This is a genomic window from Synechococcus sp. RS9907 (assembly GCF_014279615.1).
GTDB lineage: Bacteria > Cyanobacteriota > Cyanobacteriia > PCC-6307 > Cyanobiaceae > Parasynechococcus.
Genome location: NZ_CP047944.1, coordinates 143,056 through 168,588 on the forward strand (window position 1 = coordinate 143,056; position 25,533 = coordinate 168,588).

Below are 25,533 nucleotides of genomic sequence, written 5' to 3' on the forward strand. Positions count from 1 at the left end.
CGGGCGAGTCGGTACACAGCGTGGCCCGGATGCGAGCACTGGCGTCCACGATCACTCTTGTTCGCCGTCAGTTTCCTGCTGCTCAGGCCAACCTCAGCCCCTGGCGGGACGACCCGCAGACCCGACAATGGAGTGAAACGGAATCGCTCGACCTCTCCTTTCATTTCCCAGGCTGGAGTCCACGCCTGGAATGCCGCAGTTTGCTGATGCAGTTGCGGATCAGCGGGGAGCGGGGTGACGACCAGCTGCGCCTCCTGGGGGTGTTGATGCGGGGCATGACCTATGACGGCGAACGCTGGCGCCTTGCCACGGTTGGTGAATGGTTGCCGGAAGGTCCCCACCTGCCTCAGCAGCAGCAGGTGAAGCAGCTTCAGCAGATCTGTCGCGAGTTGTTCGAGCTCTTTGATGGCACCGTTGCGTCTGAACCAGCGGCGTAACCCTTCGCAACGCACGAAGCCGTCCTGCCTTGAACTCCTTTTAAGTTCGAAGTCAGGCCATTTCTCGCAATCATGTCTGTCGCCCTTGCTGCCCAGCTCCGGGAAGGCACGAAAAAGTCGCACACCATGGCGGAGAACACCGGCTTCGTGAGCTGCTTTCTGAAGGGAGTCGTTGATAAGGCCAGCTACCGCAAGCTGGTGGCTGATCTGTATTTCGTCTACTCCGCCATGGAGGAGGAGATCGGCAAGCTGACCGATCATCCGGTGGTGGGTCCGGTTGCCATGACCCAGCTGAACCGTCGTGAGGCACTCGAGCAAGACCTCACCTATTACTTCGGCGACAGCTGGAAGGACGACATCCAGCCATCCCCTTCGGCAGCGGCCTACGTGGAGCGCATTCATGCCGTGGCCCAGGAGTCACCCGAGCTGTTGGTGGGTCACCACTACACCCGTTACCTCGGTGATCTTTCCGGTGGTCAGATCCTCAAGAACATTGCCCAGAAGGCGATGAACATGGAGGGTGATGCGGGCCTGCGCTTCTACGTCTTCGACGACATCGCCGATGAGAAAGCGTTCAAGACGACCTATCGCTCGGCCATGGACACGCTGCCGATCGATCAGGCCATGGCCGATCGCATCGTTGAAGAGGCCAATCACGCCTTCCACCTGAACATGAACATGTTCAAGGAACTGGAGGGAAACCTGGTCGCCGCCATTGGCAAGGTGCTGTTTGGTTTCCTCACCCGCCGTCAGCGGGCCGGCAGCACGGAGGCTGTTGCGGCCTGATTCGCTGTCTAAGTCGTTGGCCCCTGCGCTTGTCCGCTTTCTGGTTCCCGGCACCAGTGCCAGGTTCCGGTGTGGCGGACTCAGTGTCGAACAGCAGACGGCCCGACTGGTGGCGAGTCTGTGCCCGACGGAACTCGTCACCTACCGCGAACGTTCACCCGACCATCGGTACCTGGACGACTGCCTTCGCCTGGAGCCTCCGGATCCCAAGGTTCTCTGGGTGGTCAGCTGGGGCTTTGATGTGCCCGGTTTGATCCAACGGCTCAAAGGCCGTCGGGTTGCGTACCACGCCCACAGCAGCGAGTACGGCTTTGACTTGCCGCCAGGTGTTCCGGTGTTGGCCGTCAGCCGCAACACCTTGGGCTATTGGGGCAACAAAGCTCCCCGCAATCCGCTGCTCCTGGTTTCGAATGCCCTGGGCCAGGACTGGCTCGACCGTGGCGACCGTTCAATCGGCCAGCGTCGACCGATCGATGTGCTGGTGCAGGCCCGCAAGAGCAGCCCCTATGTGCTGAAGCAACTGGTGCCGGCGTTGCGACAGGCGGGCCTCGTGGTGGAGGTCCAGAAGGGCTGGGTGGATGACCTGGTGGGTCTGTTCAATGGCTCCACCGTGTACCTCTACGACTCGGCGGAGTACTGGCGCGGCCGCGGCGTGACCGAGGGCTTTGGATTGCCGCCGCTTGAAGCGTTGGCCTGTGGATGCGTTGTGTTCAGCAGCCTGAATCACGCCCTGGCGGACTACGGCGACCCTGGTCACACCATGCATCAGATCGGTTGTGGGCGGCTTGATTTCGATCTCGAGAGGATCAAGGCTGCCGTTGCCTCTCCTCATCACTGGCGACCCGCCGGCGATCGCCTGGAGGTGCTGCTGCAGAAGTGTTCAGAAGCTTCCCTGTTGGAACGCTGGCGGGATGCCTTCGTTCATCTGGAGGCTCTGGAAGCTGCGTCGGGGCCATTCTTGAGCACTCCTCCCACGTGGCGGTTGCGTCTGCAGCAGCTGTTCACTCGGCTGCAGCGAGTGGTCAATCGGTTGCCCGGCTGGCCGAAGGGATAAAACCATCCCCCGTGACCCCGACTTAAGTTCTTCAAAGCACTGCTGGAACTTGATTCAGACGAAAGTTCTGGCCATTGGGAGATGTTGATGCAGAGCAGAACCCTCAGTGATCTTGCGGTTCTGTTGAATCATTTGCCACGGCGGCGTCTGCGGCTGATGGGGGTGGTTCTTGTGGCCTCTTTCCTTCAAGGCTTGCTTGACATGTTGTTGGTGGGCCTGATGGCTCGCATGGTTGGCTTGCTTGCGGGCGTGAAGCTGCAGGATCAGATCCCAGGGATTCGCGTGTTTGGCGGATCGTTGCTGGATCAGGCGGGTTGGCTGATTGGTCTGCTGATTGCCGCATTTTGGTTCACCTCCATCATTCGTTTCGGTGTTTCGCTGATGCAGAGCATGCTCAGCGCGGAAATCTGGAACGATTTGGTGAACAGGGTGTATGCCAATTTGATGCGGCAGCGCTATGCCTTTTTTACGGAAAATCGAACAGCAAATCTCTCGGAAAGTTTTAACCGAGTTTTGAATCGTATCTCCACGGCGGTGATCAGTCCTCTGATTACCATTGCTGGCAATTTGTTGTCTGTTGTTGTTTTACTTGTAGGTGTCAACATCATTCTTGGCTGGAAAGCCCTGTTGATGTTTGCGCTGATGTTGATGGCCTATGTGGTGTCGTCACGCTTGATCACTCCTTATTTGCGTTTAGGAACCAAGCAAAGGGTTCGCTACACAAGGCGGATTAACATGATTCTGATGGAATCCCTTCGCTCAATGCGGGATGTCCAGCTTTATTCGGCAGATCAATATTTCACGTCTCGCTTTTCCCGCGACGGAGTGATCGCAAAGCGGTACGACCGTCTGACCCGACTGCTTCCTGATGTTCCGCGTTATGTGATCGAACCCGTCGCTGTCACCGTTCTCTTCGCGATTGGTGTGGGGCCTTCACTGATGGCTGGGGACATGGAAAGTGTTCGCGAGAGCTTGCCATTGATTTCAGTGATTCTTGTGACGCTGCTGCGGATTTCTGGACCGCTTCAGTCCATGTTCCGCAGCGTGAACAAGTTGCGAGGTGGTTTGCCGGAGATCAAGGATGCTCTCGATCTTCTTCAGCTGAAGCCGGAACGTCTCACCTTGCAAAGCCCGGGTGTTCCTTCTCCCAGTGGAGTTTCTCCCCGTCGTCTGATTCAGCTTGACAACGTCGGTTTCACCTACGCTGGCCGAGATCAGCCTGTGCTTGAGGGGATCAATCTTTCGATCCCTATTGGCTCGCGCATTGCACTGGTGGGCCGTACGGGCAGTGGTAAAACAACTTTGGCCCACATCATTCTTGGCCTCTACAGCCCAAGCTCTGGGGAGCTTTGCCTCGATGGGATTCCTCTGACTGCGGAGGAGATGCCCGCATGGCAGGCCAATTGTGCCTTGGTTCCACAAGACATTCGTTTGTTGGATACCAGTGTTCGCGAGAACATTGCCTTCGGTCAGTCCGGTGACGACATTGACGATGATGAGGTTTGGAATGCGCTTGCCGCAGCTCAATTTGATGATGTTGTGAGCCAGATGCCCTATGGGCTCTACACGATGATTGGTGAGAATGGTGTGAAGTTGTCTGGAGGACAGCGTCAACGACTCTCCTTAGCTCGTGCTTTCTATCGAAAGGCAAGTGTCTTGATTCTGGATGAAGCGACAAGCGCGTTAGACAACAAAACAGAGCATGAAGTGATGCAGGCCCTCGACATCATTGGTCGCCGTTGCACCACGATCGTGATTGCTCATCGTTTGTCGACGGTTCGTAAATGTGATCAGGTGTTTGAAGTCAGTGATGGACGCATCAAGGCGTCCGGTAGTTTTGAAGATCTCGTCAAAATTTCAGACAGTTTCCGTGAGATGAATCGATTGGAATCAACCTGATCACCGATGGCTGATTTCGTTGTCTTGGCAACGGCGGATTGGGATCACCGCCTGTGGACGAACAAGCAGCACACCGCGCTTTCCCTACACCGGGCTGGTCACCGCGTGCTGTACATCGAGTCTCTTGGGTTGCGTCCCCCGCGCGTTGATCGTCAGGACCGGCAGCGGATCGTCAAGCGTCTGAGGAGGATGTTCAGCCCGCCGCGCCAGGTTGAGCCGGGCTTGTGGGTCTGGTCACCAATGGTGATTCCCGGTGGGACACGTGGGGTGTTGATGCGGATCAACCGGGTGCTGTTCAGTGGTGCTCTGGCCTGGGTTCTTCGGCGTCTGCGTTTTCGCTCGCCACTGTTGTGGACTTACAACCCGCTGACCAGTCGTTATCTCAACCTCAAACGACCCGCTGCGGCCTCGACGTCGTCGATGTTCTCCGCTGCCATCTACCACTGCGTCGATCGTATCCATGCCCAGCCAGGCATGCCCGCCACCTTGATTGCTGACAGCGAGCGCCAGTTGTGTCGCACGGTGAATGTGGTGTTCACCACGTCTCCTGATCTTCAGGCGTCGTTGATGCGACTGAATGCCTGCACGTACCACTACGGCAACGTTGCCGATCAGGCCCATTTCGCTGCCGCTCTGGATGCGCCCCATGCTCCGGAGCCTCTGGCTGGCATCCCGAAGCCTCGCCTGATGTTCGTCGGCGCGATCGATTCCTACAAGCTTGATCTGCCCATGCTGACGGCCCTGGCCCGTCAACGTTTGGAGTGGTCGTTCGTTCTGTTGGGGCCTGTTGGCGAGGCTGATCCGGACACATGCATCACGGCCCTCCAGGCCTTGCCGAATGTGCACGTCATGGGTTTGCAACCCTATGCCGATTTGCCGGCATGGCTTGCCCATGCCGATGTGGCTCTGCTGCCACTGCAGGAGAACACCTACACGCAGCACATGTTCCCGATGAAATTTTTCGAATACCTGGCAGCTGGGCGACCCGTGGTGGCCACCCGAATTCCGGCGTTGCGCCCCTACGTCTCTGGAGCGTTGCTTTGCCCTCCCGATGCGGAGGCGTTCGATGCCGCCATCGCGACGGCCTTGGCGGGTGATGGCCCACCTTTGCAGCAGCGTTTGGCCCTGGCTGCTGAACACACCTATGAGAGCCGCACCCGCAAGATGCTTGCTGACCTGCAGCGGGATGGATTGTTGGATGCGGCATCAACTGGTCGGTCGATGTTGCGGGCCCACGTCCGAACCTGGCCACTCCAGCGGCTGTTGATGCCAGCCTTGTTTCGCTCGGTGCGGTTGCGCAACCGGTGTGGGCGCAGTGAAGCCGGACGTCAGCTGTTGGGCTGGATTGATGGGCACCATCCGATTGAGCCGCAGGTGCTTGATGCACAGATTCCCCGCCTCATCCAGAAAGGGCTGTATGCCGAGGCCTTGGCGCTGATGGAGCGGTCCTGGCTGGAGCTCGGCCGCACCGATCACCTTCACCACCTGTTGTTCCGCCGTGGCGCCAGGCCCAAGGCGCTGGAGGAGCAGATCGCCTTGTTTGAGACCCTGGGTTCCAGCACCCGCCTGCCCCTCAGCTACCGCGCCTACTGCAGGGTTGTGTGTGCTTACCGCGCTGCTGAAGCCAAAGACCCTGAGCTGATGCGTGCTTCGCTTGCAGCGTTGGACGCAGTGGCATCAGGGCTGGAAAACGATCCCAACACACCTTTGTGTCGCCAGGGGAATCGCTTCAACCGCGCCAAGCTGCTGATCTCCTGTTACGCCACCTCGCTGCGGCTTCAGCTCACCCTGGCGGATCGCTCCGGTGCTGCTCGCCTCGGGCGGCGTGCGCTGCAGTTCTGTGCACGCCTCGATCTCACCATGATCGAAACCGATACCTCCTTCCGGCTCACACGGAATCTGATGCGCGTGCTGGCGATCAATGCTCTTGAGGCCTGGGCTTCAGCGGATGTCGCGCTCTATTGGCAGGCGAGGCAGGCGTTGCAAGCCGTTCATGACCATGCCCATCGACCGGAGCATGACGATCGCGAGGTGCAGGAAGACCATCGTGGCTTCGCCGTACAGGTGATGGAGCGTGTCGTCTTGATGGACCCCGCCCTCGCTGACGTGGCCGCAAGGCGCAGGGCCACCGAAGATTTGATGCTGTTGCTGTTTCGCGCCAAGATCGTCAACGAGGCTTGGCGGGCCGAGCGGTTGCCGGGAGTGTTGCCTTGTTTCGAGGGCTTTCTTAAGTCTCACCCTGCGACGTCGACTACGCCATGACCCGAAGGGTCGTGCTTTATATCGATTCTCTCAAGACCGGTGGGGCCGAGCGCGTCACCCTTTTGCTTGCACGCTGGCTTGTGGAAGCGGGCTGGCAGGCCACGGTGCTCACCCGCCATGGTTCGTCCCGCGATTTCTATCCCGTCCCGGTAGGTGTTCAACGGGCTCTGGAACCCGGAGATCCGATCTGGTTAAGACGCTTCGGGCCGTTGGGTTTCCCCCTTCGCGTGCTGCGGTTGCGCGCATGGTTGCGGCGCCATCAACCCGATCTGGTTCTCGGCATGACCACCCTGCCGGCGATCAAGTTGCTGTTGGCGGTGCGGGGCATGGCCTGCCCATGCATCGTGTCGGAACGGAACTTCCCCCCTTTGAAGCGGCCGAGTTGGCCCTGGCGGTTGCTGCGACGGCTCACTTATCCGTGGGCCCAGCTGCATCTTGTGCAAACCGCGGCCACGGGTCACTGGCTGGCCCAGCATTTGAGGGCGCGTCCCCAACTCTGTCTGCCCAACCCCGTGGCCTGGCCTTTGCCCCGCTTTGCGCCTGACCCCGACCCCATCGCTTGGCTGCTCCGCCGGAATGTCGGAGCTGACCAGCAGGTGCTCCTGGCTGTGGGAACCAAATCCCATCAAAAGGGCTTTGACCGCTTGGTCTCCATGTTTGGCCTGTTGGCGCAGCGGCATCCAGCCGTGCATCTGGTGATCCTTGGCCTCGATCAGGGGCCATATCACGGTGTTGACCAACAGGCCCAGTTGCGCCGTTTGCTGCCCCAGGGATCCAGCCGCTTGCACTTCCCCGGGCGGGTGGGCAATGTTCAGGATTGGTACGAGCGGGCCGATATGTTCCTGCTCCCCTCTCGCTACGAGGGTTTTCCCAACGTGCTGCTCGAAGCCATGGCCAGCGGCTGTTGTTGCGTCTCGTCCGACTGCCCCCAGGGCCCAGCCGAGTTGATCCGCGATGGCGTTGACGGTCGTTTGTTGGCGAACAATGCCACCCCGGAGACCTGGGCTGAGCTGGTGTCGGAGCTACTCGAGGACTCAGACCAACGCCTGCGCTTAGGGGATGCTGCTCTGGAGGTGCGGCAACGCTTTTCCGAGGAACGCCTGCGCCGGTGTTTCATGCACGGCGTGTTGCAGCTGGTTGGTGATGACTGAATCAGTGTCGGCTGCAGGCCGTGATGATCTCTGGCTGGTGCTGCCACATCTCGGAGCGGGGGGCGCTCAGAAAGTGGCCTTGATTGCCGCCCGTCATTTTGCGGCGCAGGGCTTGAAGGTGAAGCTGGTGACGCTGATCCCGGGGCATCCTGTGGCCCATACCCTTCCCGACGGGATTCCTTGGCTTGAACTGGGGGCGCCGACCCATCGCGCCTGGTGGGCCCGCGCTGGTCGTTTCGCCCTGGCGCAGCTTGACAAGCTGATCCGCCTGTTCTTCCAGCTGCAGTTGCGCTGGTTCGAGGGTTGGTTCCAAACCTGCATCCATCCCGAGGGGCTGGGGCTCGCCATGAGGCTCTTTCATGTCGGCACCGAGGCGACGGCTGGCTTGCGTTTGCGCCAGTTACGCCGGGAGTTCCGTCGTCAGCGGCCCCATCGGGTTTTGGCTCTGCTGACCCGCACCAACATCACCTGTTGTTGTGCTGCTTGGGACTTGCCGATCCACCTTGTTGTATCGGAGCGCAACGACCCCTCGCTTCAGCTGCTGCCGGAGGTGTGGCAGCGTCTGCGGCCGCTTGCCTATCGCCGGGCCGATGTGGTGACCGCCAACACAGCCGGCGTTCTCTCGGCTTTGGACTCCATGGGGGCTTGGGAGCGATTGGCCCTTCTGCCTAATCCGTTGCCCGGTGCCTCCAAGGTTGTGGCTCGTGGAGAACAAGCGCGGGCCTCTGGCTTCATCAGTGTTGCCAGGTTGGTGCCCCAGAAAGGCCTGGATGTCTTGGTCGCTGCTCTGCCGAAGCTGAGCGGATCCGCAGCTGCATGGCCCGTCAACCTGGTGGGTGATGGGCCCGAGCGTGAGGCGTTGCAGCAACAGGCCAAGGATCTGGGGGTCTCCAGTCGGCTGCGCTTCCTGGGCTTTCGCTCGGATCCAGATCAGTTCCTGGCGGAAGCTGCCGTGTTTGTGCTTCCCTCCCGTTTTGAAGGCATGCCCAATGCTCTGCTGGAAGCCATGGCTGCCGGTCTGGCCGTGATCGTGACGGACGCATCTCCTGGCCCTTTAGAGGTGGTTGAGCCCGGGATCAGCGGATTGGTCGTTCCCAGCGATGATCCGGCCGCTCTAGCGGAAGCCATGCAGGCGCTGGTTTCGGATCCAGACCGTTGCCGGCGGATGGGGGCAGCGGCCAAGGCACGAATTGCTGCGTTGGATTGGCCCCAGTTGGAACCGCTCTGGCGGTCGATCCTGGCGTTGTCATGACCGCTCGTGTCCTGGTGTTGGCCCCGACCCGACGGGCGCGGACGGAAACCTTTGTGCGCGCCAATCTGGCCCGCTTGCCCTTTGCGGTAGAGGCCTGTTTCGGGGATGAGATGCCTTGGAGCGAGCCCCTCAAAGCCCTCTATGGCCTGGCGGTGCTGACCAGCAAAGTCTGCACCCGCTTGGGCTGGCTTCGGCTGGCCACACTTCCCACTTCAATCGTGGCCATGCTTTTGGTGAAACGCCACCGGCCGGATGTGGTGATGGTGGAGTTCGGTTTCCATGCCGTCAGGGTGATGGAGCTGGCTCGTATGGGAGTGCCCCTGGCGGTTCACTTCCGCGGCGCCGATGCCTCAGCGGAGCGCTACCTGAAGCGCCTCGAGCCGCGCTACCGCCGATTGTTTCAGCTCACCTCGGCTGTGATCGTCAAGAACCAAACGATGCGGAGCCGATTGATCTCCCTCGGAGCCCAGCCGGCACAGCTCGTGATCAGTCCATCCGGTGCCGATGAGCGGCGGTTTCAGGGAGCTACTCCCGCATCCATGCCTCCGCGGTTTCTGGCGGTGGGACGCTTTGTGGCCAAAAAAGGGCCGCTGGACACCCTGGAGGCTTTTGCTCTCTTGCAAGGCCTGACGGATCATGCTGATGCCTGCAGCCTGGTGATGGTGGGTGATGGACCTCTCCTTTCCGTCGTGCAGGACAGGGCTCACCAGCTGGGACTTGAGCATCTTGTTGAGTTCCCAGGTGTTCTTTCGCCGGATGCAGTGGTGCAGGAGATGAGGCGTGCACGGGTGTTTGTGCAGCATTCCCGCACAGCGGAAGATGGTGATGAGGAGGGATGCCCGGTCTCCGTGATGGAAGCCCAGCTTTGTGGTCTGCCCGTTGTGGCGACCCGTCATGGCGGGATTCCAGATGTGGTTGTGGATCAACAGACCGGAAGGCTGGTGGAGGAAGGCGATCTGTGGGGGATGGCGGAGGCCATGGCCTTGCTGGCCGATCGTCCGGAACTTGCCGCTGCTTGGGGGGCTGCCGGTCAACGTCGGACCCAGGCACGATTCACCGTGAAGCACCACGTGGATCAGATCACCATGCTGCTCAACGATCTGGTGGACCACAGACCATGAGCAGCAAACGTCTGAAGTTGCTGCTGATCCGGGGGCTCGGCCACAGCGGTACAACCATGCTGGATCTGGCCCTTGGGGCGCATCCACAGATCATCGGCCTGGGTGAAGCGGCACGAATTCTGGCGACGCCAAAGCCGGGGGATGAGCATCGCGGGCCCAGCCAACTTCGTGGTGCCCATCGGTTTGAGCGACGTTGCACCTGTGGGGTCGTTGCGGCGGAGTGCCCCATCTGGGGCCCTCAGCTTGAGTGGCTTCGCCTGCACGACCAAATGCCGATGCAGGAGAAAGTGCTGCGGCTGCTGAAGGGTTCCCCCCACGACGGCGGGGCCGTCTGGCATGTGGATTCGTACCAGGACGATCTGGAGATGACGCGGTTGCCCGAGGCGATGTTTGACATCCGGATCATCCATCTCGTGCGCGATGTGCGTTCCTGGGTGCATTCCCGCGCCAGGGCCGGCCGCAAGTCCGGTCTGCGCTGGCCTGCCATGCGTCAGCTGGCGCGTTGGTGGCGTGTCAACGCCAAGTTCGAACGGTCTTTCCGGCAGTCTCCTTACCCGGTGTTTCATCTGGGGTATGAGGAATTTGCGCTTCAACCCCAGCGCAGTTTGGAGTTGCTCTCCACCTGGCTGTCCATCGATTTTCAGGAGGCGATGCTGGCTCCCGGCCAGAACAGCAGCAGCCACATCCTTGCGGGCAATCGGGTGCGTTTTGATGCGGAGCGCAGTCGAACAATCGCCTACGACGGCGCTTGGTTAGGAGCACCGGCACCCACGGCTGCCCATCTCGGCTTGCTTTTGCCCAACGTGGCTCGCATGAATCGCCGCCTGGTGTATTCCAACGGTTTGCTGTGACGGGCTGCTGTGCGGTGGGTCGCCTTAGGCGTCTCTCCAGGTCATCGCGGTGGCCCAGTGCTGCTCAATGCCGAGATCCGGACACCGTTCCTGAACCGCCGTCACCAACGGGGTGAAGTGCTGGCCAAGACGCCGTAACACCTCCGTTGGAACAGCTGTGGTGGCCTGACTGGCATTCACCCGGTGGCTCAGTTCGGGGATCTGCTCCGCAATGTTCAGACAGCGGCACAACGCACGGTGGTTGTCTGCGGTGAAAAGGGTTTCGTACAAGCCGATGAAGACATTTGATGCAGCGAACCCGTTCTTAAGGGCATCGAGGGTGGCGGGGTAATCGTTCCGAGGAGAGTCACGCTTGAGCAGTTTGAGGCTGGCCTTGTTCAGGTGCTCGATTTCATGCTTGGGGGATAGCAAGCCCTGCTTGCGCAGTTGCATGCGTTGCTGCGACAAGAACCGTTCCACTGGGTCGCGCATGATGAACACCGCCCGCGTTTGCACGCCGCGTTGCGCGAAGGCCTTCTGGATGCGTTGATAGCTCTCCGCGCTCAACCCGGCATAAGAGGGGGTGATGTCTCCCGTGAGTCGGATCTGAGGTGGCTTGAGCCGTGATGCGAAGTAGTCGAAGTAGCGCTCGGGTTGTTCCATGAACCGTGCCCGACGCCAGGTGCGCCACTTCAATGGTGTGGGGTTCTTGGGCCGGAAGGAGGAAAAGTGCTCCAGCTCCAGAGCATCGAAGACGTGGTATTCCTTCAGGAAGCCGAAATCGGCATCCTTCCTGCGGTTCAGTTGATCGTGCAGCCAGGAGGTTCCTGCTTTCTGGGCGCCAACGCCGAGCAGAAAGGTTGCGTCAGAGGCCAAGAAGTTCTCCCGTGCCAACAGGCATCAGTTGATGTGCAGGTCTGGCATTCCTTTCACCAGATCATCGATGGCTTTGACCTGCGTCAGAAATGGCTCCAGCTGATCGAGTGGTAGGGCGCTGGGGCCATCGCATCGTGCTTTGGCTGGGTCTGGGTGGGCTTCCAAGAACAAACCAGCCAGACCAACCGCCATGCCTGAGCGGGCCAGGTCAACCACTTGCGTGCGGCGTCCGCCTGAGGCAGCACCACCTGGATCTCTGCATTGCAGAGCATGGGTTACGTCGAAGATCAAGGGCAGGTCGTCGCAGGTGCGTTTCATTACGCCGAAGCCCAGCATGTCGACGACGAGGTTGTCGTAACCAAAGTTGGTCCCTCGCTCGCAAAGCAACAGCTGTTCATTGCCGCATTCGCGGAATTTGTCCACGATGTTGCGCATCTGCTCCGGGCTGAGGAACTGCGGCTTCTTGATGTTGATGACTGCCCCTGTTTCAGCCATGGCGCGAACCAGATCGGTCTGACGGGCGAGGAAGGCAGGCAGCTGAATGATGTCGGCCACCTTGGCGGCGGCAGCTGCCTCCTCAGGGCTGTGGACATCCGTGATCACCGGGATGCCATGGGTGTCTTTGACCGCCTGAAGGATCTCCAATCCATGTTTCAGGCCGGGGCCGCGAAAGGAGTGAATCGATGAGCGGTTGGCCTTGTCGTAGGAGGCCTTGAAGACGAGAGGGATGTTCAGTCGCTCGCACACATCCTTGTAGTGCTTTGAGCAGCGCAGGGCGAAATCCAGATCTTCGAGAACGTTGACGCCACCAAGAAGGGCGAAGGGGCGATCGTTTGCGAAGGTGATCTCGCCCAGTTGGATCTGCTGTGCCACGGTCTTGAGCGTTCTTCCGGATCGCGCGAGCCTACCCGCCTTCCTTTAGCTGCTCTGGAGACTTAAGCCGATGCTGCGGGGGTCCAGGCTGTAGCTCCCAAGCTTGAAGTCGGCGGTATAGAGATTCGCCACAGCCTGGATGGTTGTAGGGCTGTAGTAGCGCGACAGCTTGCTGGAGGCTTGGGTGAGTTTGCTGTGCTGGTTGCTTTCAATACGGTGCGGTTGTTGCAGCTGCTCGGAATTGGGCAGCGTTAAGCCTGATTCGGCCAGGGCATTGGGAAGTTCAGTTGAGAGATGTTCAAGCCTGCAAATGCTTTTGAACTGGGATGCGGGCAGGAGTAACGCATCGTTCTGTGGTTTCCAGTGGTGGTTGACATGCAGTCCGCCGCTTTCGAGGAAGGTGATGAAGGCTTCGAAGCCGGCTTTGCTGTTGTCGCCAAATCCTGGAATGGATCCGTATTTGTCTTGAGGGCCGTTGGCGATTTTGTCGAGAAATGCGGAAAGTGTCCGCGTCCAGGGATTGCGAACGACCGTAAAAAATGCGGCCCTTTTCAGGCTTGCACGGTCTTGTTTGGTCCTGGACATTTCAACCAGGCTTTTGCCTGTGCCCATGGCACTTCGTTTGGCTTGCTTGTAGTCGTTTTGATGGCTGCTTGGGCCTCTGATGGCTTCATCCAGGTAAAGAATGACGGATGAATTGCCGCTTTTAGCGATTCTATTGAAAGCAATGTTGTGTTCTGGGTAAAACACGACGCGATCGAGATTGTCGCGTTTGATCTTTAACGTCTTGCGCTCGATGGCCAGGCTTAGGAGGGCTCGCTGCTCTCGCAACTCTCTGCGGATACGTTTCTGGGTGCGAGAGAAGGGCAAGAAACGTCGGATTGCTGAGTGTTGACTTTACTAATGGCTGTTGAAGTTCCAGGCCAGAGGGGTGACGCAATCTCTTTCAGGAGAGTGGAGGTCGGAGAGCAGGTAGGGCAGGAGGGCGCCCAGGCTGTCGTCGCAGCCGAACAGCTTTGTTGCGATCGCCTCGATGGATTCGCGTTGGTTGAAGCCGATGTCGCCGATTTTTATTTTCCGAGTTGTTGACATGTTGACCTTGACTGTGTTGTTTTTCCCGTTGGGATCTACAGCGCTTTGGTAGTCCACGGGCAGCATTGAGTTGATCTTGGCGAGCAAGTCGCTTTGGGCTCCAGTGATGCTTTCGAAAGGCACAAAAAAGAGAGGGAACTTACTTGTCTTTGTTGCTTCGATCCAGCTGCGAATCAGCAGATGAATCTGGGGGAGATAGAGGATGCCCAGGAGGTGGAACAAATCGCTTTCTGAGCGCTGATGGAGGTTTGGGATGCCATCCGTGAGTCCTGGACAGCGGAGGTCAAGGGGGCCGTAGCTCTTGCGTCGGGTGTGGTGAATCAGGGAGCACAACAAGGCGCCGAGGGGGCGCACGGGCATCACCACCGCGGCTGTGCTGTAGCGCCGCTTGAGCTGCTTGAGGTTGTGGTGGGAGGCCGGGTAATGCCCGTAAACCAAGAGGCGTTTGTGCGGTTGGTGAAACCGGATCCTGCGCATCCAACGTTCGCGGCGCCCAAGCTCTGGAACGTTCAGGAGCAGGTGTCCGAATCCCTTGGTGGTTTTGTGGCGCACAACCGGCGCATCAAGGTGATTGCTCAGCAAGGCCGCGAGGGTCTGACTGGCACATTTCGGTGGAGCCGGAACGAGAAGCGCGCGCTGTGACCCTTCAGGGGATGGCATCGAGACCTCGCCAGTCATCCGCAGCTGCGTTGGAGGCATCTAAGCACCACTAATCTCCATCCATGAGCTTTTTGGCCGGCCTTAACGACGCCCAACGACGGGCGGTGGACCATCACGAGGGGCCCCTGCTGGTGGTGGCTGGAGCTGGCAGTGGCAAAACGCGTGCCCTCACCCATCGGATCGCTCACCTGATCGGGGAGCACGGTGCCGATCCCGCCCAAATCCTGGCGGTGACCTTCACCAACAAAGCCGCCCGCGAGATGAAGGAGCGGCTTGAGGTTCTTCTGGCACAACGTTTGGCCCAGAGCCAGTACGGCCAGCCCTGGAGCACCCTGCCTCCAGTGGAGCAGCGTCAGCTGCGCTCACGCATTTACAGGGAGGTGACCAAGGAGCTGTGGATCGGCACCTTCCATGCCCTGTTCGCGCGGATGCTCCGCTACGACATCGACAAGTTCAAGGACGCGGAAGGACTCACCTGGACCAAGCAGTTTTCGATCTACGACGAGGCCGATGCCCAGAGCCTGGTCAAGGAGATCGTGACTCAGGAGCTGCAGCTGGATCCCAAGCGGTTCGAGCCCAAAAAGACCCGCTGGGCCATCAGCAATGCCAAGAACCAGGGATGGCTGCCGGACCAGCTTGAAGCGAATGCGGAAGGCCAGCGGGGCAAGCTCACGGCCGATGTCTATCGGCGTTATCGCAAAGCGTTGGCGGCCAACAACGCCTTGGATTTCGACGATCTGTTGCTGCTGCCGGTTCAGTTGCTCCAGCAGAACGAGCAGGTGCGCAGTTACTGGCACCGACGTTTTCGTCATGTCCTGGTGGACGAGTACCAGGACACCAACCGAACCCAGTACGACCTGATCAAGTTGTTGGTCACCGATGGCAAAGATCCTCAGGATGTTGAGGACTGGTCAGGCCGTTCTGTCTTTGTGGTCGGTGACGCCGACCAAAGCATCTACAGCTTCCGTGCAGCTGACTTCACGATCCTGATGGGGTTCCAGGACGACTTCGGTGATCAGGCGCCGGATGACTCCACCCGAACGATGGTGAAGCTGGAGGAGAACTACCGCTCCACCGCCACGATTCTTGAGGCGGCGAATGCTCTGATCGCCAACAACAGCGAGCGGATCGACAAGGTTCTCCGTCCCACGCGAGGAGAGGGAGAGCTGATCACCCTCACCCGCTGTGACGATGAGATTGCCGAGGCGGAAGCCGTGGTGCATCGCTTCCGCACGATGGAAGCCGCCAACCCCGAGCTGAGCTGGGGTGATATGGCCGTGCTGTATCGCACCAATGCCCAGTCCCGCGCGATCGAAGAATCCCTGGTGCGCTGGGGCATCCCCTACATCGTGGTGGGAGGGTTGCGCTTCTACGACCGTCGGGAAATTAAGGATCTGCTGGCCTATTTGCGGCTGCTGGTGAATCCGGCCGACACGGTCAGTCTGTTGCGGGTGATCAATGTGCCGAAGCGCGGCATCGGCAAGACCACGATTCAGCGCCTCACCGATGCGGCCAATCAGCTGGGGATTCCGCTCTGGGATGTGGTGAGTGATCCCGAAGCGGTGCGTTCCCTCGGCGGCCGTTCGGCCAAGGGTCTCCTGCAGTTCTGTGACCTGGTGAACGACTTGAAAGCTCGCAGCCGTGACGTGGCGCCATCCGAGCTGATTCAGCAGGTGATGGAGAAGAGCGGCTACGTCAGTGAATTGATTGCTGATGGCACCGATGAGGCGGAGGAGCGCCGCCGCAACCTGCAGGAACTGGTGAATGCGGCTCTGCAATACCAGGAGGAAAACGACGAGGGCGATCTGGAGGGATTTCTGGCCACGGCGGCCCTGTCCAGCGATGCCGACAACAAGGACACGGCGGCCGATCGCGTCACCCTGATGACGCTGCACAGCAGCAAGGGCCTCGAGTTTCCTGTGGTGTGCCTGGTGGGCCTGGAGCAGGGATTGTTCCCCAGCTACCGATCCCTGGACGACCCGGCCTCCCTGGAGGAGGAGCGCCGTCTCTGTTATGTCGGCATTACGCGAGCCAAGGAACGGTTGTTCCTGTCCCATGCCTGTGAGCGTCGCCTCTGGGGCGGCATGCGCGAAGCGGCCGTGCCATCGGTCTTTTTGTCCGAGCTGCCGGAAGCTCTGATTCAGGGAGATATCCCCCAGACCGGTGGTGCAGCGCTACGGCGTGAGCGGCGCCTTGACCGGCTCACCCGTGTGGACCGCGACAAGCCGTCATCGGCTCCTGCCAATGCTGTGCGTCGCCGTCAGGCTGGCCCAGCTCCCGGACGCAGCTGGCAAGTTGGAGATCAGGTGATCCACGCCAGTTTCGGGGTTGGCGAAATCACCCACACCTTCGGCAGCGGCGAGAAGGTATCGATCGCGGTCAAGTTCGCCGGGATGGGTCCCAAGATCCTTGATCCGCGTCTGGCGCCGATCGAGCCCGTGACCACCGCTTAATCTCCTCACCAGCCATCGACGGCCTGTGTCGACCACCAGTCAGCCGATTCCAATTTTTATCGGCTACGACCCCAGAGAGCGGGCGGCGACCAATGTTCTGATCGACAGCCTTTATCAGACCAGCAGTGTTCCTCTGGCGATCACGCCGCTGGTGACGCCTCAGCTGGAGGCTCAGGGATTGTTTCGCCGCGAACGAGACCCCAAACAGAGCACGGCGTTTTCCTTCACCCGGTTTTTGGTGCCGTACCTGATGGGCTACCAGGGCTGGGCTCTGTTCATGGATTGCGACATGCTCTGCCGGGCTGACATCAAGGCGCTGTGGGATCAGCGTGATGACGCCTACTGCGCCATGTGCGTGCAGCACGAGCACGTGCCCGGAGAGACCGTGAAATTCCTCGGTGAAGTCCAGAGCGCTTATCCGAAGAAGAACTGGAGCTCCCTGATGTTGCTCAACTGCAGCCGCTGCACCAAGCTCACGCCCGACTACGTGAACACGGCAACGGGGCTGGAGTTGCACCGCTTCCACTGGCTCGAGGGTGATCACGAGATCGGTGCCATTCAGGGGGGCTGGAACCATCTGGTGGATGTGCAGGCTCCTCCGGACTCAGAACAGAGCTCCCCGATGCTGCACTGGACGCTCGGAGGCCCCTGGTTCCGCGAACAGCGCACCATGGGTGGCCCCTTGGCCGCTGAATGGTTCAGCGCCCGTGACGATGCAATGAAGCTCTGGGATTGATGGCGATTCGCAAGTGTGTGGTGGCCGTTCCGGCCAGGCTCCAGTCGTCTCGACTGCCCAACAAGGTGCTGGCCGACATCGGTGGCAAGCCGATGATTCAGCGTGTGCTGGAACGCTGCCGTGAGGCCCAACGTGTCGAAGCGGTTGTGCTGTGCACCGATAGTTCTGAGTTGAAGGCCTTGGCCGAGGGCTGGGGCTTCCCGGTGTTGATGACGGCAGAATCCTGCAACTCCGGCAGTGAGCGCATCGCATCCGTGGCCCACCCGCTTATGGCCTTGGCCTGGGGAGAAGCGGCGCCTGTTGCAGAAGAAACTGCCGTCATCAACGTGCAAGGCGATCAACCGTTCATCGATCCTGCTGTGATCGACGCCATGGCCGAGGAATTTCAAAGCCAGGCCCCAGTGCCCGCCGTGGTGACCCCTGTGTATGGGCTGAAGCCCGACTCGGTGCACAACCCCAACGTCGTCAAGACCCTGCTGGCCCACGACGGCCGCGCCCTCTACTTCTCCCGCTCCGCCATCCCCCATGTGCGTGATGTGGCTGAGGCGGAGTGGCATCAGCACACCACGTATTGGGGCCATGTGGGCATGTATGGCTTCCGGGGAGATGTGTTGGCCGCCTGGGATCAGCTGCCCGCTTCTCCACTGGAGGATTTGGAACGGCTCGAGCAGCTGCGGCTGATTGAGGCGGGCCTCACCATTGCCACCTTCCGGGTCCAGGGCACATCGCTCTCGGTGGATACCGCTGAGCAGCTGGAGCAGGCCCGGGCGATGGTCTGAACTCAATCGTTGCGGTCTTTCCAGCCGTCGCGACGCAGGTGGTTCCAGCGGCCACGCCCTTGGAGCATGCGCTCCGCCAGCTCACGGACGGCTCCATGGCCACCTCGCCGGCGGAGCACGGCATCGGCACCGTGCCTGACGGGGCGACAGGCATCGGCGGGGGCGAACAGCAGACCAACCACTGGCCGAACCGCTAGGTCGTTGAGGTCATCGCCCACAAACGCCGTTTGCGCGCCGCTCACCCCCAGTTGCTGTTGCAGGGCCGTGAGGGCAGCCGGTTTGTCCTTGATGCCCACAAGGCAGTGGCTGATCCCCAGTTGCCTGGCCCGCACCTCTGTCGCGCCTCCCTGGCCACCACTGAGAAAGGCGATCTGAAGCCCCGCCTGTTGCAGCAGGCGGATCCCGAGACCATCGCGCACATCGAAGCGCTTGCTCAAGTGGCCTTCGGCATCAAACCAGAGGCCTCCATCGGTCAGCACACCATCCACGTCCAGCACGAGCAGCTGAATCGACTTCAGGCGATGCCGCAATAACCACCAGCGCAGCCTCTTCACGCAAGTCCGGCCTGAACAAGATCATGCAGGCGCAGCAGGCCCATCAGTTGTTGCTCCTGATTCACCACGGGCAGTACAGAGATCGGTTTCCGTCGGTTGTGTTCCATCTGAGCCAGGGCTTTCACCACCAGAACATCGGCGTTCACTGTGATCGGATCGGCGGTCATCAGATCTTTGGCCGTCAGTTGGCTCCAGGTTTCAGCACCGTGATCCTGCAGGGCCCGGCGGAGATCGCCATCCGTGAGGATGCCGAGCAGGCTTCCAGGGCTGTCTGGGTTTTCGACCCATCCACTGCCGATGCCATCGCGCGTCAGCCCGCCGATCACCTCGGGCAAGGGGGTGTTGGGTTGCAGGGGGTGCAGTTGGCTGGCGGGCACCATCAGGTCGGCGGCCGTCAGGGTCAGCTGCTTGCCCAGCGATCCGGCGGGGTGATTCAGGGCGAAATCCGCCGGTGAGATGCCGCGCCGTTCCATCCACACCGCTGCAAGGGCGTCGCCGATCGCCATGGCCACCGCGGTGCTGGCGGTGGGAGCCAGGTTCAGGGGACACACTTCACGGTCCACACCGGCTTCCAGCACCACGTCACTGCCGCGGGCCAAGGAGGAGTCAGCCCGTCCAACGATGGCAATCCGCCCGGTTCCGCGTCGGGTGAGGTGGGGGAGCACCTCCAGCAGTTCGGTGGTTTCGCCGCTGTTGGACAGCAGCAGGCAGACGTCCTCAGCGGCCACCACCCCTAGATCGCCGTGGAGGGCGTCAGTGGGATTGAGGAACAGGGCCATGAGCCCGATCGAAGAGAAGGTGGCTGCGATCTTGCGGGCCACGATGCCGCTTTTGCCCACACCTGTGATCACGAGCTTGGCCTTGCGATCTGCACAGCGCTCCAGCAGGGCTAGGGCTGCTTCCACCTGCTCGCTGCTCAAGCGTTCAGCAGCAGAGGCGATCGCTGAGGCTTCCTCCTCAAGGCAGCGGGTGAGAGCGGACAAGGACAGGATCCGTGATGATCGACGCATTCTCCTGCAAGCCCCGCAATGGATCTTCCAGGTGTGCCGTCTTCTGTTCTGGAGGCGTTGCAGGGAGCGGCTCGAGCTCTCGGCATCTCACGTTTGGCCCTGGTGGGCGGCGTTGTGCGCGATCAGCTGCTGCATCAGCGCTACGGCCGTGCCTGGTCGGGTGTTCCTGATCTGGACTGGGTGGTGGAGGGAGATGCCGCCGCGCTTGTGGCGGAACTGTGCCGTCAGGTCGGTTCCGAACGCATCAGCGGTGTGCAGGAGCACGGGGCCTTCGGCACGGTGGCGTTGCAGCTGGATGACATCCCGCTGGATCTGGCGACGGCGCGGCAGGAGTCCTACCCCGCCCCGGCTGAGAATCCCGTGGTGCAGGCGGGAACCCTTCAGGCTGACCTTGCCCGCCGCGATTTCACGGTCAATGCCATGGCCTTTGATCTGGTGGCCGGTGAGCTGATCGATCTCCACCATGGTTCGGAGGACCTGGAATCGGGTCAGTTGCGGTTTCTGCACGCCTGCAGTGTTCAGGACGACCCCACCCGGGTGATTCGGGCCGCCCGCTATGCGGCTCGGCTCGGTTTCCAGCTTGCTCAGGAGAGCAGCGAGCAGATCGGCAGCACCATGGATCAGTGGCCATGGGCCTGGCGTCAGGGAGATCCCGCCGCGGCGGCACCGCCTGCCCTGGCAACACGGCTGCGGATGGAGTTGGAGCGGCTGCTGGAGCGGGAACCTTGGCCCCAAGCGTTGGATCTTTTGGAGCAGTGGCAGGCACTGCCGCTGTTGGACCCGCAGCTTCAGAACGATCCACGCCGCACGCAGCGGCTGAACTGGGCCCAACGTCTGGGTCTTCCCCTGATGCCCACTTTTCTTCTGGGAGCAGCGGACCCAGTCGCGGTCGCGCAACGCTTGCAGATTCCTGCGAAGCATCGGCAATGGCTGCAGCAGTGCAGGGAACTGCGCGACTGGCTGGTTGATTCACCCCCACCTTTGGAGGCCACTCCTTCAGTCTGGTCAACGGCCATCGAACAACAGGGTTGGCCTCCGGAGGTGGTGGCCCTGGTGGTGACCCTGAAGCCGAAGCAATGGAAGCCCCTGCTGCGTTGGTGGGGCCGCTGGCGGCGGATTCAAGCGCCACAAACGGCGCGTGACCTGATCGCCGCAGGCTGGCAGTCCGGGCCGGCGATCGGTGCGGAGTTGCGTCGGCAGCGCAGCGCAGCTCAGGACTGGAGCCGATGAAACCCAGCTGGATTGTGCTGGTGGTGGTCCTTTGTCTGGCTTTTGGCCTCAGGGCATTGCTGTTGATCGATGCCACAGCGCTGTGGAGCGATGAGCTGTACAGCGTCGGCAAGAGTTTTCAGCCCAGCTTCGGCAGCCTGCTGGCGATGCTGCGGGAGGACACCCATCCCCCGGCCTACTACGGCCTGCTCTGGCTCTGGGGGCACCTGGTGGGCCAAACCCCGGTCAGCCTGCGTTTGTTGTCCTGGCTGGCGTATCTCGCTGGTGGCCTGGTGATGGTTCGTCAGGCGATGGCCCTTGGTCAGTCGGGCACTCGGGCCAGGGTGGGAGCGGTTGCGGCACTCTTGGTCTTTTGCAGTCCTTATCCGATCCGTTTTGCGATCGAGGGCAAGAGCTATGCCCTGTTGGTGCTGCTGCTGGCCCTGGCCTGGTGGTGGCGCCGTTCGGGGCGTCCCATGGCCTATGGCGCCGTGGCTGGGCTGGCCGGGCTCACCCATTTCTATGGGTTGTTTCTGGTGCTGGCGGCCGCGGCTTGGGATGGCTGGCAGCGCCGCTGGACCCTTGCAGCCGCTGCCCTGATCGGTGCCCTCCCGGCCTTGGCCTGGATGGCCTACGCCGCGAATTACCTGTTCAGCGATCGGGCGGGTAGCTGGATCGGTGCTCCGGATTACGCCTTGTTGGAGGAGACGTTGGCGCGCGGCCTGGGCCTCTGGCCGTTGCCCAAATTGGGCTTGATTCTGCTGTTGCTGGTGGTGCTGCGGCGTTGGGGAGGGCTGCGCCGTTTGTCGTGGCCGGAGGCAGCCCTGCTTGATCGAAGCGGGGTGATGCCATCCCTGTTGATGGTTCTTGGGGTTGTTGCCGTGTCGTTTCTGAAGCCGATGGCGTTCAGCCGCTATTTCGTCGTGCTGCTGCCGGCTCTGGTGCCTGTGGTGGCGGTGCAGGTCGTTGCTTTGGAGCTCAATCGTTTGGGCCGCGGCTGCGTTCTGGTGGGGCTGGGGCTGATGTTGATCAGCTGGTGGGGGCCAGGATTCTCAGAGCTCGAAGCCGGCGTCGGTGGTGTGCGGGAACAGGACCAGTTCCGTCTGATCAGCCAGCGCACCAGTGGTTTGGAGGAGCGTTACAGCCCTCGCCCGCGATTGTTCAACCTGAGCGACCGGATGGAGGCGGCAATGGGCCGGATTCCTGTGCCGTCATCGCCCTGGGGCGGAAAGGCGGATTTGAAGCGACGGCTGCAGGGGCCCGATCAGCCGCAGCAGCTCTGGCTGGCCAGCAGTGGGCCGCCGCTGGCCATGGAGCGCAAACTCGGATCAATGCAATCGCAGGTTGAGCAGGCGGGTTTCCGCTGTGAACCGCAAGCCACCGACCTCAGCCATGCGCGGCTTTTGCGCTGCCGATCTGAAGCCAGGGGCCGTTCTGAGTGAGCTCCGTCGCTGCTTCATTGCTGCAGGCCAGCAGCAGTGGGCCGCAAGTCTGCGGGTCCACCAGCAGTTCCAGCAAGGCTGCTGAAGGAGGCTGTTGCAGCTCAACCGCCCCCTCCAGCCAGCGCCAGGCGTTCCGGTTGGAGGGGGCCAGGCTGCTGGAGACGCTGCGTTCGAACAGCTCAACTGCACCGCGATAGGCCGGGATGGCCGATCCATCCAGCAGCACGTTGAGCCCTGGGTTGTTCTGCAGCATCTCGCCCAGATGTCCGAGCAGGCCGAACCCTGTGATGTCGGTGCAGGCGTGAATGCCGTCGCGCATCGGTTCGATCTGCTCAAGCAGCGTGTGCTGGCTGCAGGTCATGGTCTGAAGCGCAGCATCCAGATCAACCGCCTTGGTGGCGCCGCTCATGGCTCCGGCAAACAGCACACCCGTGCCCAGGGGGCGACTGATCAGCAGGGCATCACCGGGCTGCAGCCCTGATTTCAGCCAGGGTGATTGAGGGCTGTCGCCGTTCACCGTGAGGGTGATCTGCACCCCGAGGCTTGCCGGCACGGGGGTGGCACTGCGGGATTCCATCGTGTGGCCACCAATGAGCTCCGCACCCTGTTCATCCAGCACCGAACGGATGCCGGCGAGGGTCTGCACCAGCAGCTCCTTCTGTTCCTTGGCTGAAACCAATGGCAGGGTGATCGTGGTCATGGCACTGGAGACGGCAGCACCGCAGGCCCAGAGGTCCGAGCAGGCATGCAGGGCCGTTAGGCGGCCATTGAGCCAGGGATCACTCACCAGAGCTGGAAAGCCATCCATGCTCTGCAGCAAGTTCTGATGGCCAGGCAGACGGGCCGCGTCTTCGGGCTGGCCCCCTAGCTCCACCCGTTCCAGCGCTGCGGCCAAGGGTTGGGCCGGCAATTTGGCCGCGCAACCTCGGCAGGCCATTGGAGCTGCCGCGTCCATCGCTGCCGGTTGTTGAAAACCAGCCATAAAGGCGTGGTCGATGCGTTGTTTCAGGCGCCATAGCAGGGGGGATGACCCCAGCCGCCAGTGGCCCCATCGCGCCCAGGCAGCATTCTGATGGGTGCCGATCAGTTGCAGGGCCTGGCGTTGTGGCTGCCAGGGGCGTAGTGGTTTGTCTTGGCAGGCTGCCTCCAGATTGATGGCCAGGGGCCGTGCTGCCCGCACAGCCCACACCCCTGATGCGGCCCGTGGCGCATCGCTGATCACGCCGCAGTCGCCGCTGGCGAACACCCTTGGTGTGCTTTTGACCTGCAAATACTGATCCGTCTGCACTCGACCTTGCTCATTCACGGGCAAGCCACTGTTGGCCAACCAGGCTGGGCCGCGGCTGCCGGTGCAGAGCAGACTTGGCCCCTCCCAAGGCACGTCGTTCTGGATCACTGCGATCCGGGCGTCTTGCAGGATTCGCTGCAAGGCATCGGGTAGTTGGCCAGGACGCACCTGAAGCTGCAGCGGTCGCTGCGGCCAGCGGCGCCGCAGGGCCAGCACCACCTCCACTCCGGCGGCTCCGGCGCCAATCACTCGAAAAGGTTGTGGGTCGCTGCCTGATTGCTGGTCGAGAAACGCGAGGGCGGGCTCCAAGGGCTTGATCGGGATGCCGGCCGCGCCGGTGCGGCTGATGGCCCCCACATTGAGGCTGAGCCAGCCGTAGTGGAGGGACGGGCGGCCGTGGAGATGCAGCAGTTGTTGGCCTGGCTCCAGGCCTTGAATTTCAGCGGCCATGAAGGCAACACCAGCCCGGTCGCACAGCTGGCGCAGGTCGATGGCGAGCTCATCGCGCTGATAAACCCCAGCGATCAAGCCCGGCACCATCCCGGAATACAAAGCAGTGCAGCAGCGGTTGATCAGCACAACCAGTCGATCCGGCCGCAAGCGGGGCTGCATGGCCCAGCGCTTCAGCAGCAGTGCATGGCTGTGGCCGCCACCGGCGAGCAGCAGCGGCCCTGCGGAGTTCATGCTTCGGTGCGGTACCCCTGGGGGTTGGCCTTTTGCCAAGCCCAGCCATCGCGGCACATGTCGAGCAGTGAGCGTTGTGCACTCCACCCGAGGGTGGCCTGCGCTTGCCTTGGGCAGGCCTCCAGCCGAGGCACATCTCCGGGACGTCGCTCCACAACCTCATAGGGAATCTTGATCCCTGTGGCGTCCTCGAAGCCACGCACCACATCCAGCACGCTCAGGCCCCGCCCGGTGCCGATGTTGAGCGTGCAGTGGCAGGGGGCCGGTTGGTTCAGGATGTGGTCCAGGGTGACGCCATGGGCGTCTGCCAGGTCCATCACGTGCAAGTAATCCCGGATGCCTGTTCCATCAGGCGTGGGGTAGTCCTGACCGAACACCCGCAGTTGATCGCGGCGGCCTGCGGCCACCTGCGTGATGAACGGGAACAGGTTGTTGGGAATGCCCAGGGGGTCCTCGCCAATGCGACCACTGGGATGGGCTCCCACGGGATTGAAGTAGCGCAGGGCGGCGATCCGCCAGGCTCCGGTGCGCCCCAGGGCCTGCAGCATCTGTTCCACCGCCAGCTTCGTCTGGGCGTAGGGATGAATCGGAGCCGTGCGGGTGTCTTCCCGCAGCGGGAAGGTGTCTGGTTCGCCGTAGACCGTGGAGGTGCTGCTGAACACCAGCGTGCGGCAGTCGTGCCGCTCCATGGCGGCGGTCAGCACACGGCTGCCGTTGAGGTTCACGTCCCAGTACCGCAATGGATCAGCAACGGACTCCCCCACCGCCTTGAGCCCCGCAAAGTGGATCACTCCATCGATGGGAGTACCGCCGCTGAAGGCATGGTCGACCGCATCGGGGTCACGCACATCCCCTTCCACCAGCTTGATGGCGTTGGACCCCGCCAGCTCTTGAACCCGGTTCAGTGCTTCGGGGGAGCTGTTGTCGAAGTTGTCGAGAACTACGAGTTCGTGGCCCTGCTCTAGCAGCACAAGACAGGTGTGGCTACCGATGAAACCGGCTCCACCCGTGATTAGAACGCGTCTGGTCATGTCTTAAACACTCTTCGAGTTCTGACCATGGATCAGCTGATTTGTAAAAATTCT

The 25,533-nt window shown here is 61.4% G+C and carries 22 protein-coding genes; 14 read left to right on the forward strand and 8 right to left on the reverse strand.

Features of this window, described 5'->3' with window-relative positions:
* The first annotated feature begins 29 nt into the window (after positions 1 to 29).
* The 9 genes from SynRS9907_RS00745 (at position 30) to SynRS9907_RS00785 (ending at position 10,813) form a co-directional block, all read left to right on the forward strand.
* Entirely contained in the window at positions 30 to 437 is a 408-nt protein-coding gene (locus SynRS9907_RS00745) for a hypothetical protein (protein WP_188022300.1), read from the forward strand.
* Between the two features lie 72 nt (positions 438 to 509).
* A complete protein-coding gene (locus tag SynRS9907_RS00750; RefSeq protein WP_115081491.1) occupies positions 510 to 1,223 on the forward strand; it encodes a heme oxygenase (biliverdin-producing) in 714 nt (237 codons plus the stop codon).
* 16 nt (positions 1,224 to 1,239) lie between these two features.
* Entirely contained in the window at positions 1,240 to 2,277 is a 1,038-nt protein-coding gene (locus SynRS9907_RS00755) for a glycosyltransferase family 1 protein (RefSeq protein ID WP_188021502.1), read from the forward strand.
* Positions 2,278 to 2,358: 81 nt separating this feature from the next.
* Positions 2,359 to 4,176, forward strand: a complete 1,818-nt coding sequence (locus tag SynRS9907_RS00760) for an ABC transporter ATP-binding protein (RefSeq protein ID WP_188021503.1) — start codon at positions 2,359 to 2,361, stop codon at positions 4,174 to 4,176.
* 6 nt (positions 4,177 to 4,182) lie between these two features.
* Positions 4,183 to 6,438, forward strand: a complete 2,256-nt coding sequence (locus SynRS9907_RS00765; protein WP_188021504.1) for a glycosyltransferase — start codon at positions 4,183 to 4,185, stop codon at positions 6,436 to 6,438.
* Complete coding sequence (locus SynRS9907_RS00770; RefSeq protein WP_188021505.1) at positions 6,435 to 7,589, forward strand: glycosyltransferase; 1,155 nt, start codon at positions 6,435 to 6,437, stop codon at positions 7,587 to 7,589. The genes SynRS9907_RS00765 and SynRS9907_RS00770 overlap by 4 nt, the downstream gene beginning before the upstream one ends.
* Entirely contained in the window at positions 7,582 to 8,841 is a 1,260-nt protein-coding gene (locus SynRS9907_RS00775; protein WP_188021506.1) for a glycosyltransferase, read from the forward strand. Before SynRS9907_RS00770 ends, SynRS9907_RS00775 begins: the two co-directional genes overlap by 8 nt.
* Positions 8,838 to 9,962 carry a glycosyltransferase gene (locus tag SynRS9907_RS00780; RefSeq protein ID WP_188021507.1) on the forward strand — a complete coding sequence of 375 codons (1,125 nt, stop codon included), beginning with the start codon at positions 8,838 to 8,840 and terminating at the stop codon, positions 9,960 to 9,962. Before SynRS9907_RS00775 ends, SynRS9907_RS00780 begins: the two co-directional genes overlap by 4 nt.
* The gene (locus tag SynRS9907_RS00785) at positions 9,959 to 10,813 is read left to right on the forward strand and encodes a sulfotransferase (RefSeq protein ID WP_188021508.1); all 855 of its coding nucleotides are present in this window, start codon (positions 9,959 to 9,961) and stop codon (positions 10,811 to 10,813) included. Before SynRS9907_RS00780 ends, SynRS9907_RS00785 begins: the two co-directional genes overlap by 4 nt.
* A 24-nt stretch (positions 10,814 to 10,837) precedes the next feature.
* Here the strand turns inward: SynRS9907_RS00785 and SynRS9907_RS00790 are convergent, their stop codons facing one another.
* Genes SynRS9907_RS00790 through SynRS9907_RS00805 form a run of 4 tightly spaced genes read right to left on the reverse strand, consistent with a single transcriptional unit; the run spans position 10,838 to position 14,311 of the window.
* Positions 10,838 to 11,668: a sulfotransferase family protein gene (locus SynRS9907_RS00790; RefSeq protein ID WP_188021509.1), complete on the reverse strand. Its 831-nt coding sequence runs from the start codon at positions 11,666 to 11,668 to the stop codon at positions 10,838 to 10,840.
* A gap of 24 nt (positions 11,669 to 11,692) precedes the next feature.
* Positions 11,693 to 12,541: a 3-deoxy-8-phosphooctulonate synthase gene (gene kdsA, locus SynRS9907_RS00795; protein ID WP_188021510.1), complete on the reverse strand. Its 849-nt coding sequence runs from the start codon at positions 12,539 to 12,541 to the stop codon at positions 11,693 to 11,695.
* A 45-nt stretch (positions 12,542 to 12,586) separates the two neighbouring features.
* Positions 12,587 to 13,411, reverse strand: a complete 825-nt coding sequence (locus tag SynRS9907_RS00800) for a sulfotransferase family protein (RefSeq protein ID WP_188021511.1) — start codon at positions 13,409 to 13,411, stop codon at positions 12,587 to 12,589.
* A gap of 30 nt (positions 13,412 to 13,441) precedes the next feature.
* Positions 13,442 to 14,311: a hypothetical protein gene (locus SynRS9907_RS00805; protein WP_223157666.1), complete on the reverse strand. Its 870-nt coding sequence runs from the start codon at positions 14,309 to 14,311 to the stop codon at positions 13,442 to 13,444.
* Positions 14,312 to 14,355: 44 nt separating this feature from the next.
* Between SynRS9907_RS00805 and SynRS9907_RS00810 the strand changes: the two genes are divergently transcribed.
* Genes SynRS9907_RS00810 through kdsB form a run of 3 tightly spaced genes read left to right on the forward strand, consistent with a single transcriptional unit; the run spans position 14,356 to position 18,261 of the window.
* Complete coding sequence (locus SynRS9907_RS00810; RefSeq protein ID WP_188021513.1) at positions 14,356 to 16,746, forward strand: UvrD-helicase domain-containing protein; 2,391 nt, start codon at positions 14,356 to 14,358, stop codon at positions 16,744 to 16,746.
* A gap of 25 nt (positions 16,747 to 16,771) precedes the next feature.
* The gene (locus SynRS9907_RS00815; RefSeq protein ID WP_188021514.1) at positions 16,772 to 17,482 is read left to right on the forward strand and encodes a hypothetical protein; all 711 of its coding nucleotides are present in this window, start codon (positions 16,772 to 16,774) and stop codon (positions 17,480 to 17,482) included.
* Positions 17,482 to 18,261 carry a 3-deoxy-manno-octulosonate cytidylyltransferase gene (gene kdsB / locus SynRS9907_RS00820; RefSeq protein ID WP_188021515.1) on the forward strand — a complete coding sequence of 260 codons (780 nt, stop codon included), beginning with the start codon at positions 17,482 to 17,484 and terminating at the stop codon, positions 18,259 to 18,261. Before SynRS9907_RS00815 ends, kdsB begins: the two co-directional genes overlap by 1 nt.
* A 2-nt stretch (positions 18,262 to 18,263) precedes the next feature.
* Here kdsB and SynRS9907_RS00825 read toward each other — a convergent pair whose 3' ends face one another.
* Both SynRS9907_RS00825 and SynRS9907_RS00830 read right to left on the reverse strand, forming a co-directional pair.
* The gene (locus SynRS9907_RS00825; protein WP_188021516.1) at positions 18,264 to 18,815 is read right to left on the reverse strand and encodes an HAD family hydrolase; all 552 of its coding nucleotides are present in this window, start codon (positions 18,813 to 18,815) and stop codon (positions 18,264 to 18,266) included.
* The gene (locus SynRS9907_RS00830) at positions 18,812 to 19,825 is read right to left on the reverse strand and encodes an SIS domain-containing protein (RefSeq protein ID WP_188021517.1); all 1,014 of its coding nucleotides are present in this window, start codon (positions 19,823 to 19,825) and stop codon (positions 18,812 to 18,814) included. Before SynRS9907_RS00830 ends, SynRS9907_RS00825 begins: the two co-directional genes overlap by 4 nt.
* 18 nt (positions 19,826 to 19,843) lie before the next feature.
* On the opposite strand from SynRS9907_RS00830, the gene SynRS9907_RS00835 reads away from it, so the two are divergent.
* Positions 19,844 to 21,055, forward strand: coding sequence for a CCA tRNA nucleotidyltransferase (locus SynRS9907_RS00835; RefSeq protein ID WP_188021518.1), 1,212 nt, complete (start codon positions 19,844 to 19,846; stop codon positions 21,053 to 21,055).
* Positions 21,052 to 22,476: a hypothetical protein gene (locus SynRS9907_RS00840; protein ID WP_188021519.1), complete on the forward strand. Its 1,425-nt coding sequence runs from the start codon at positions 21,052 to 21,054 to the stop codon at positions 22,474 to 22,476. The genes SynRS9907_RS00835 and SynRS9907_RS00840 overlap by 4 nt, the downstream gene beginning before the upstream one ends.
* On the opposite strand, the gene selD is transcribed toward SynRS9907_RS00840, so the two are convergent.
* Positions 22,421 to 24,448: a selenide, water dikinase SelD gene (gene selD / locus SynRS9907_RS00845; protein ID WP_188021520.1), complete on the reverse strand. Its 2,028-nt coding sequence runs from the start codon at positions 24,446 to 24,448 to the stop codon at positions 22,421 to 22,423. The two genes, SynRS9907_RS00840 and selD, sit on opposite strands and share 56 nt — an antisense overlap.
* Positions 24,445 to 25,479, reverse strand: coding sequence for a UDP-glucose 4-epimerase GalE (gene galE, locus SynRS9907_RS00850; protein WP_188021521.1), 1,035 nt, complete (start codon positions 25,477 to 25,479; stop codon positions 24,445 to 24,447). The genes selD and galE overlap by 4 nt, the downstream gene beginning before the upstream one ends.
* Positions 25,480 to 25,533: the final 54 nt, after the last annotated feature.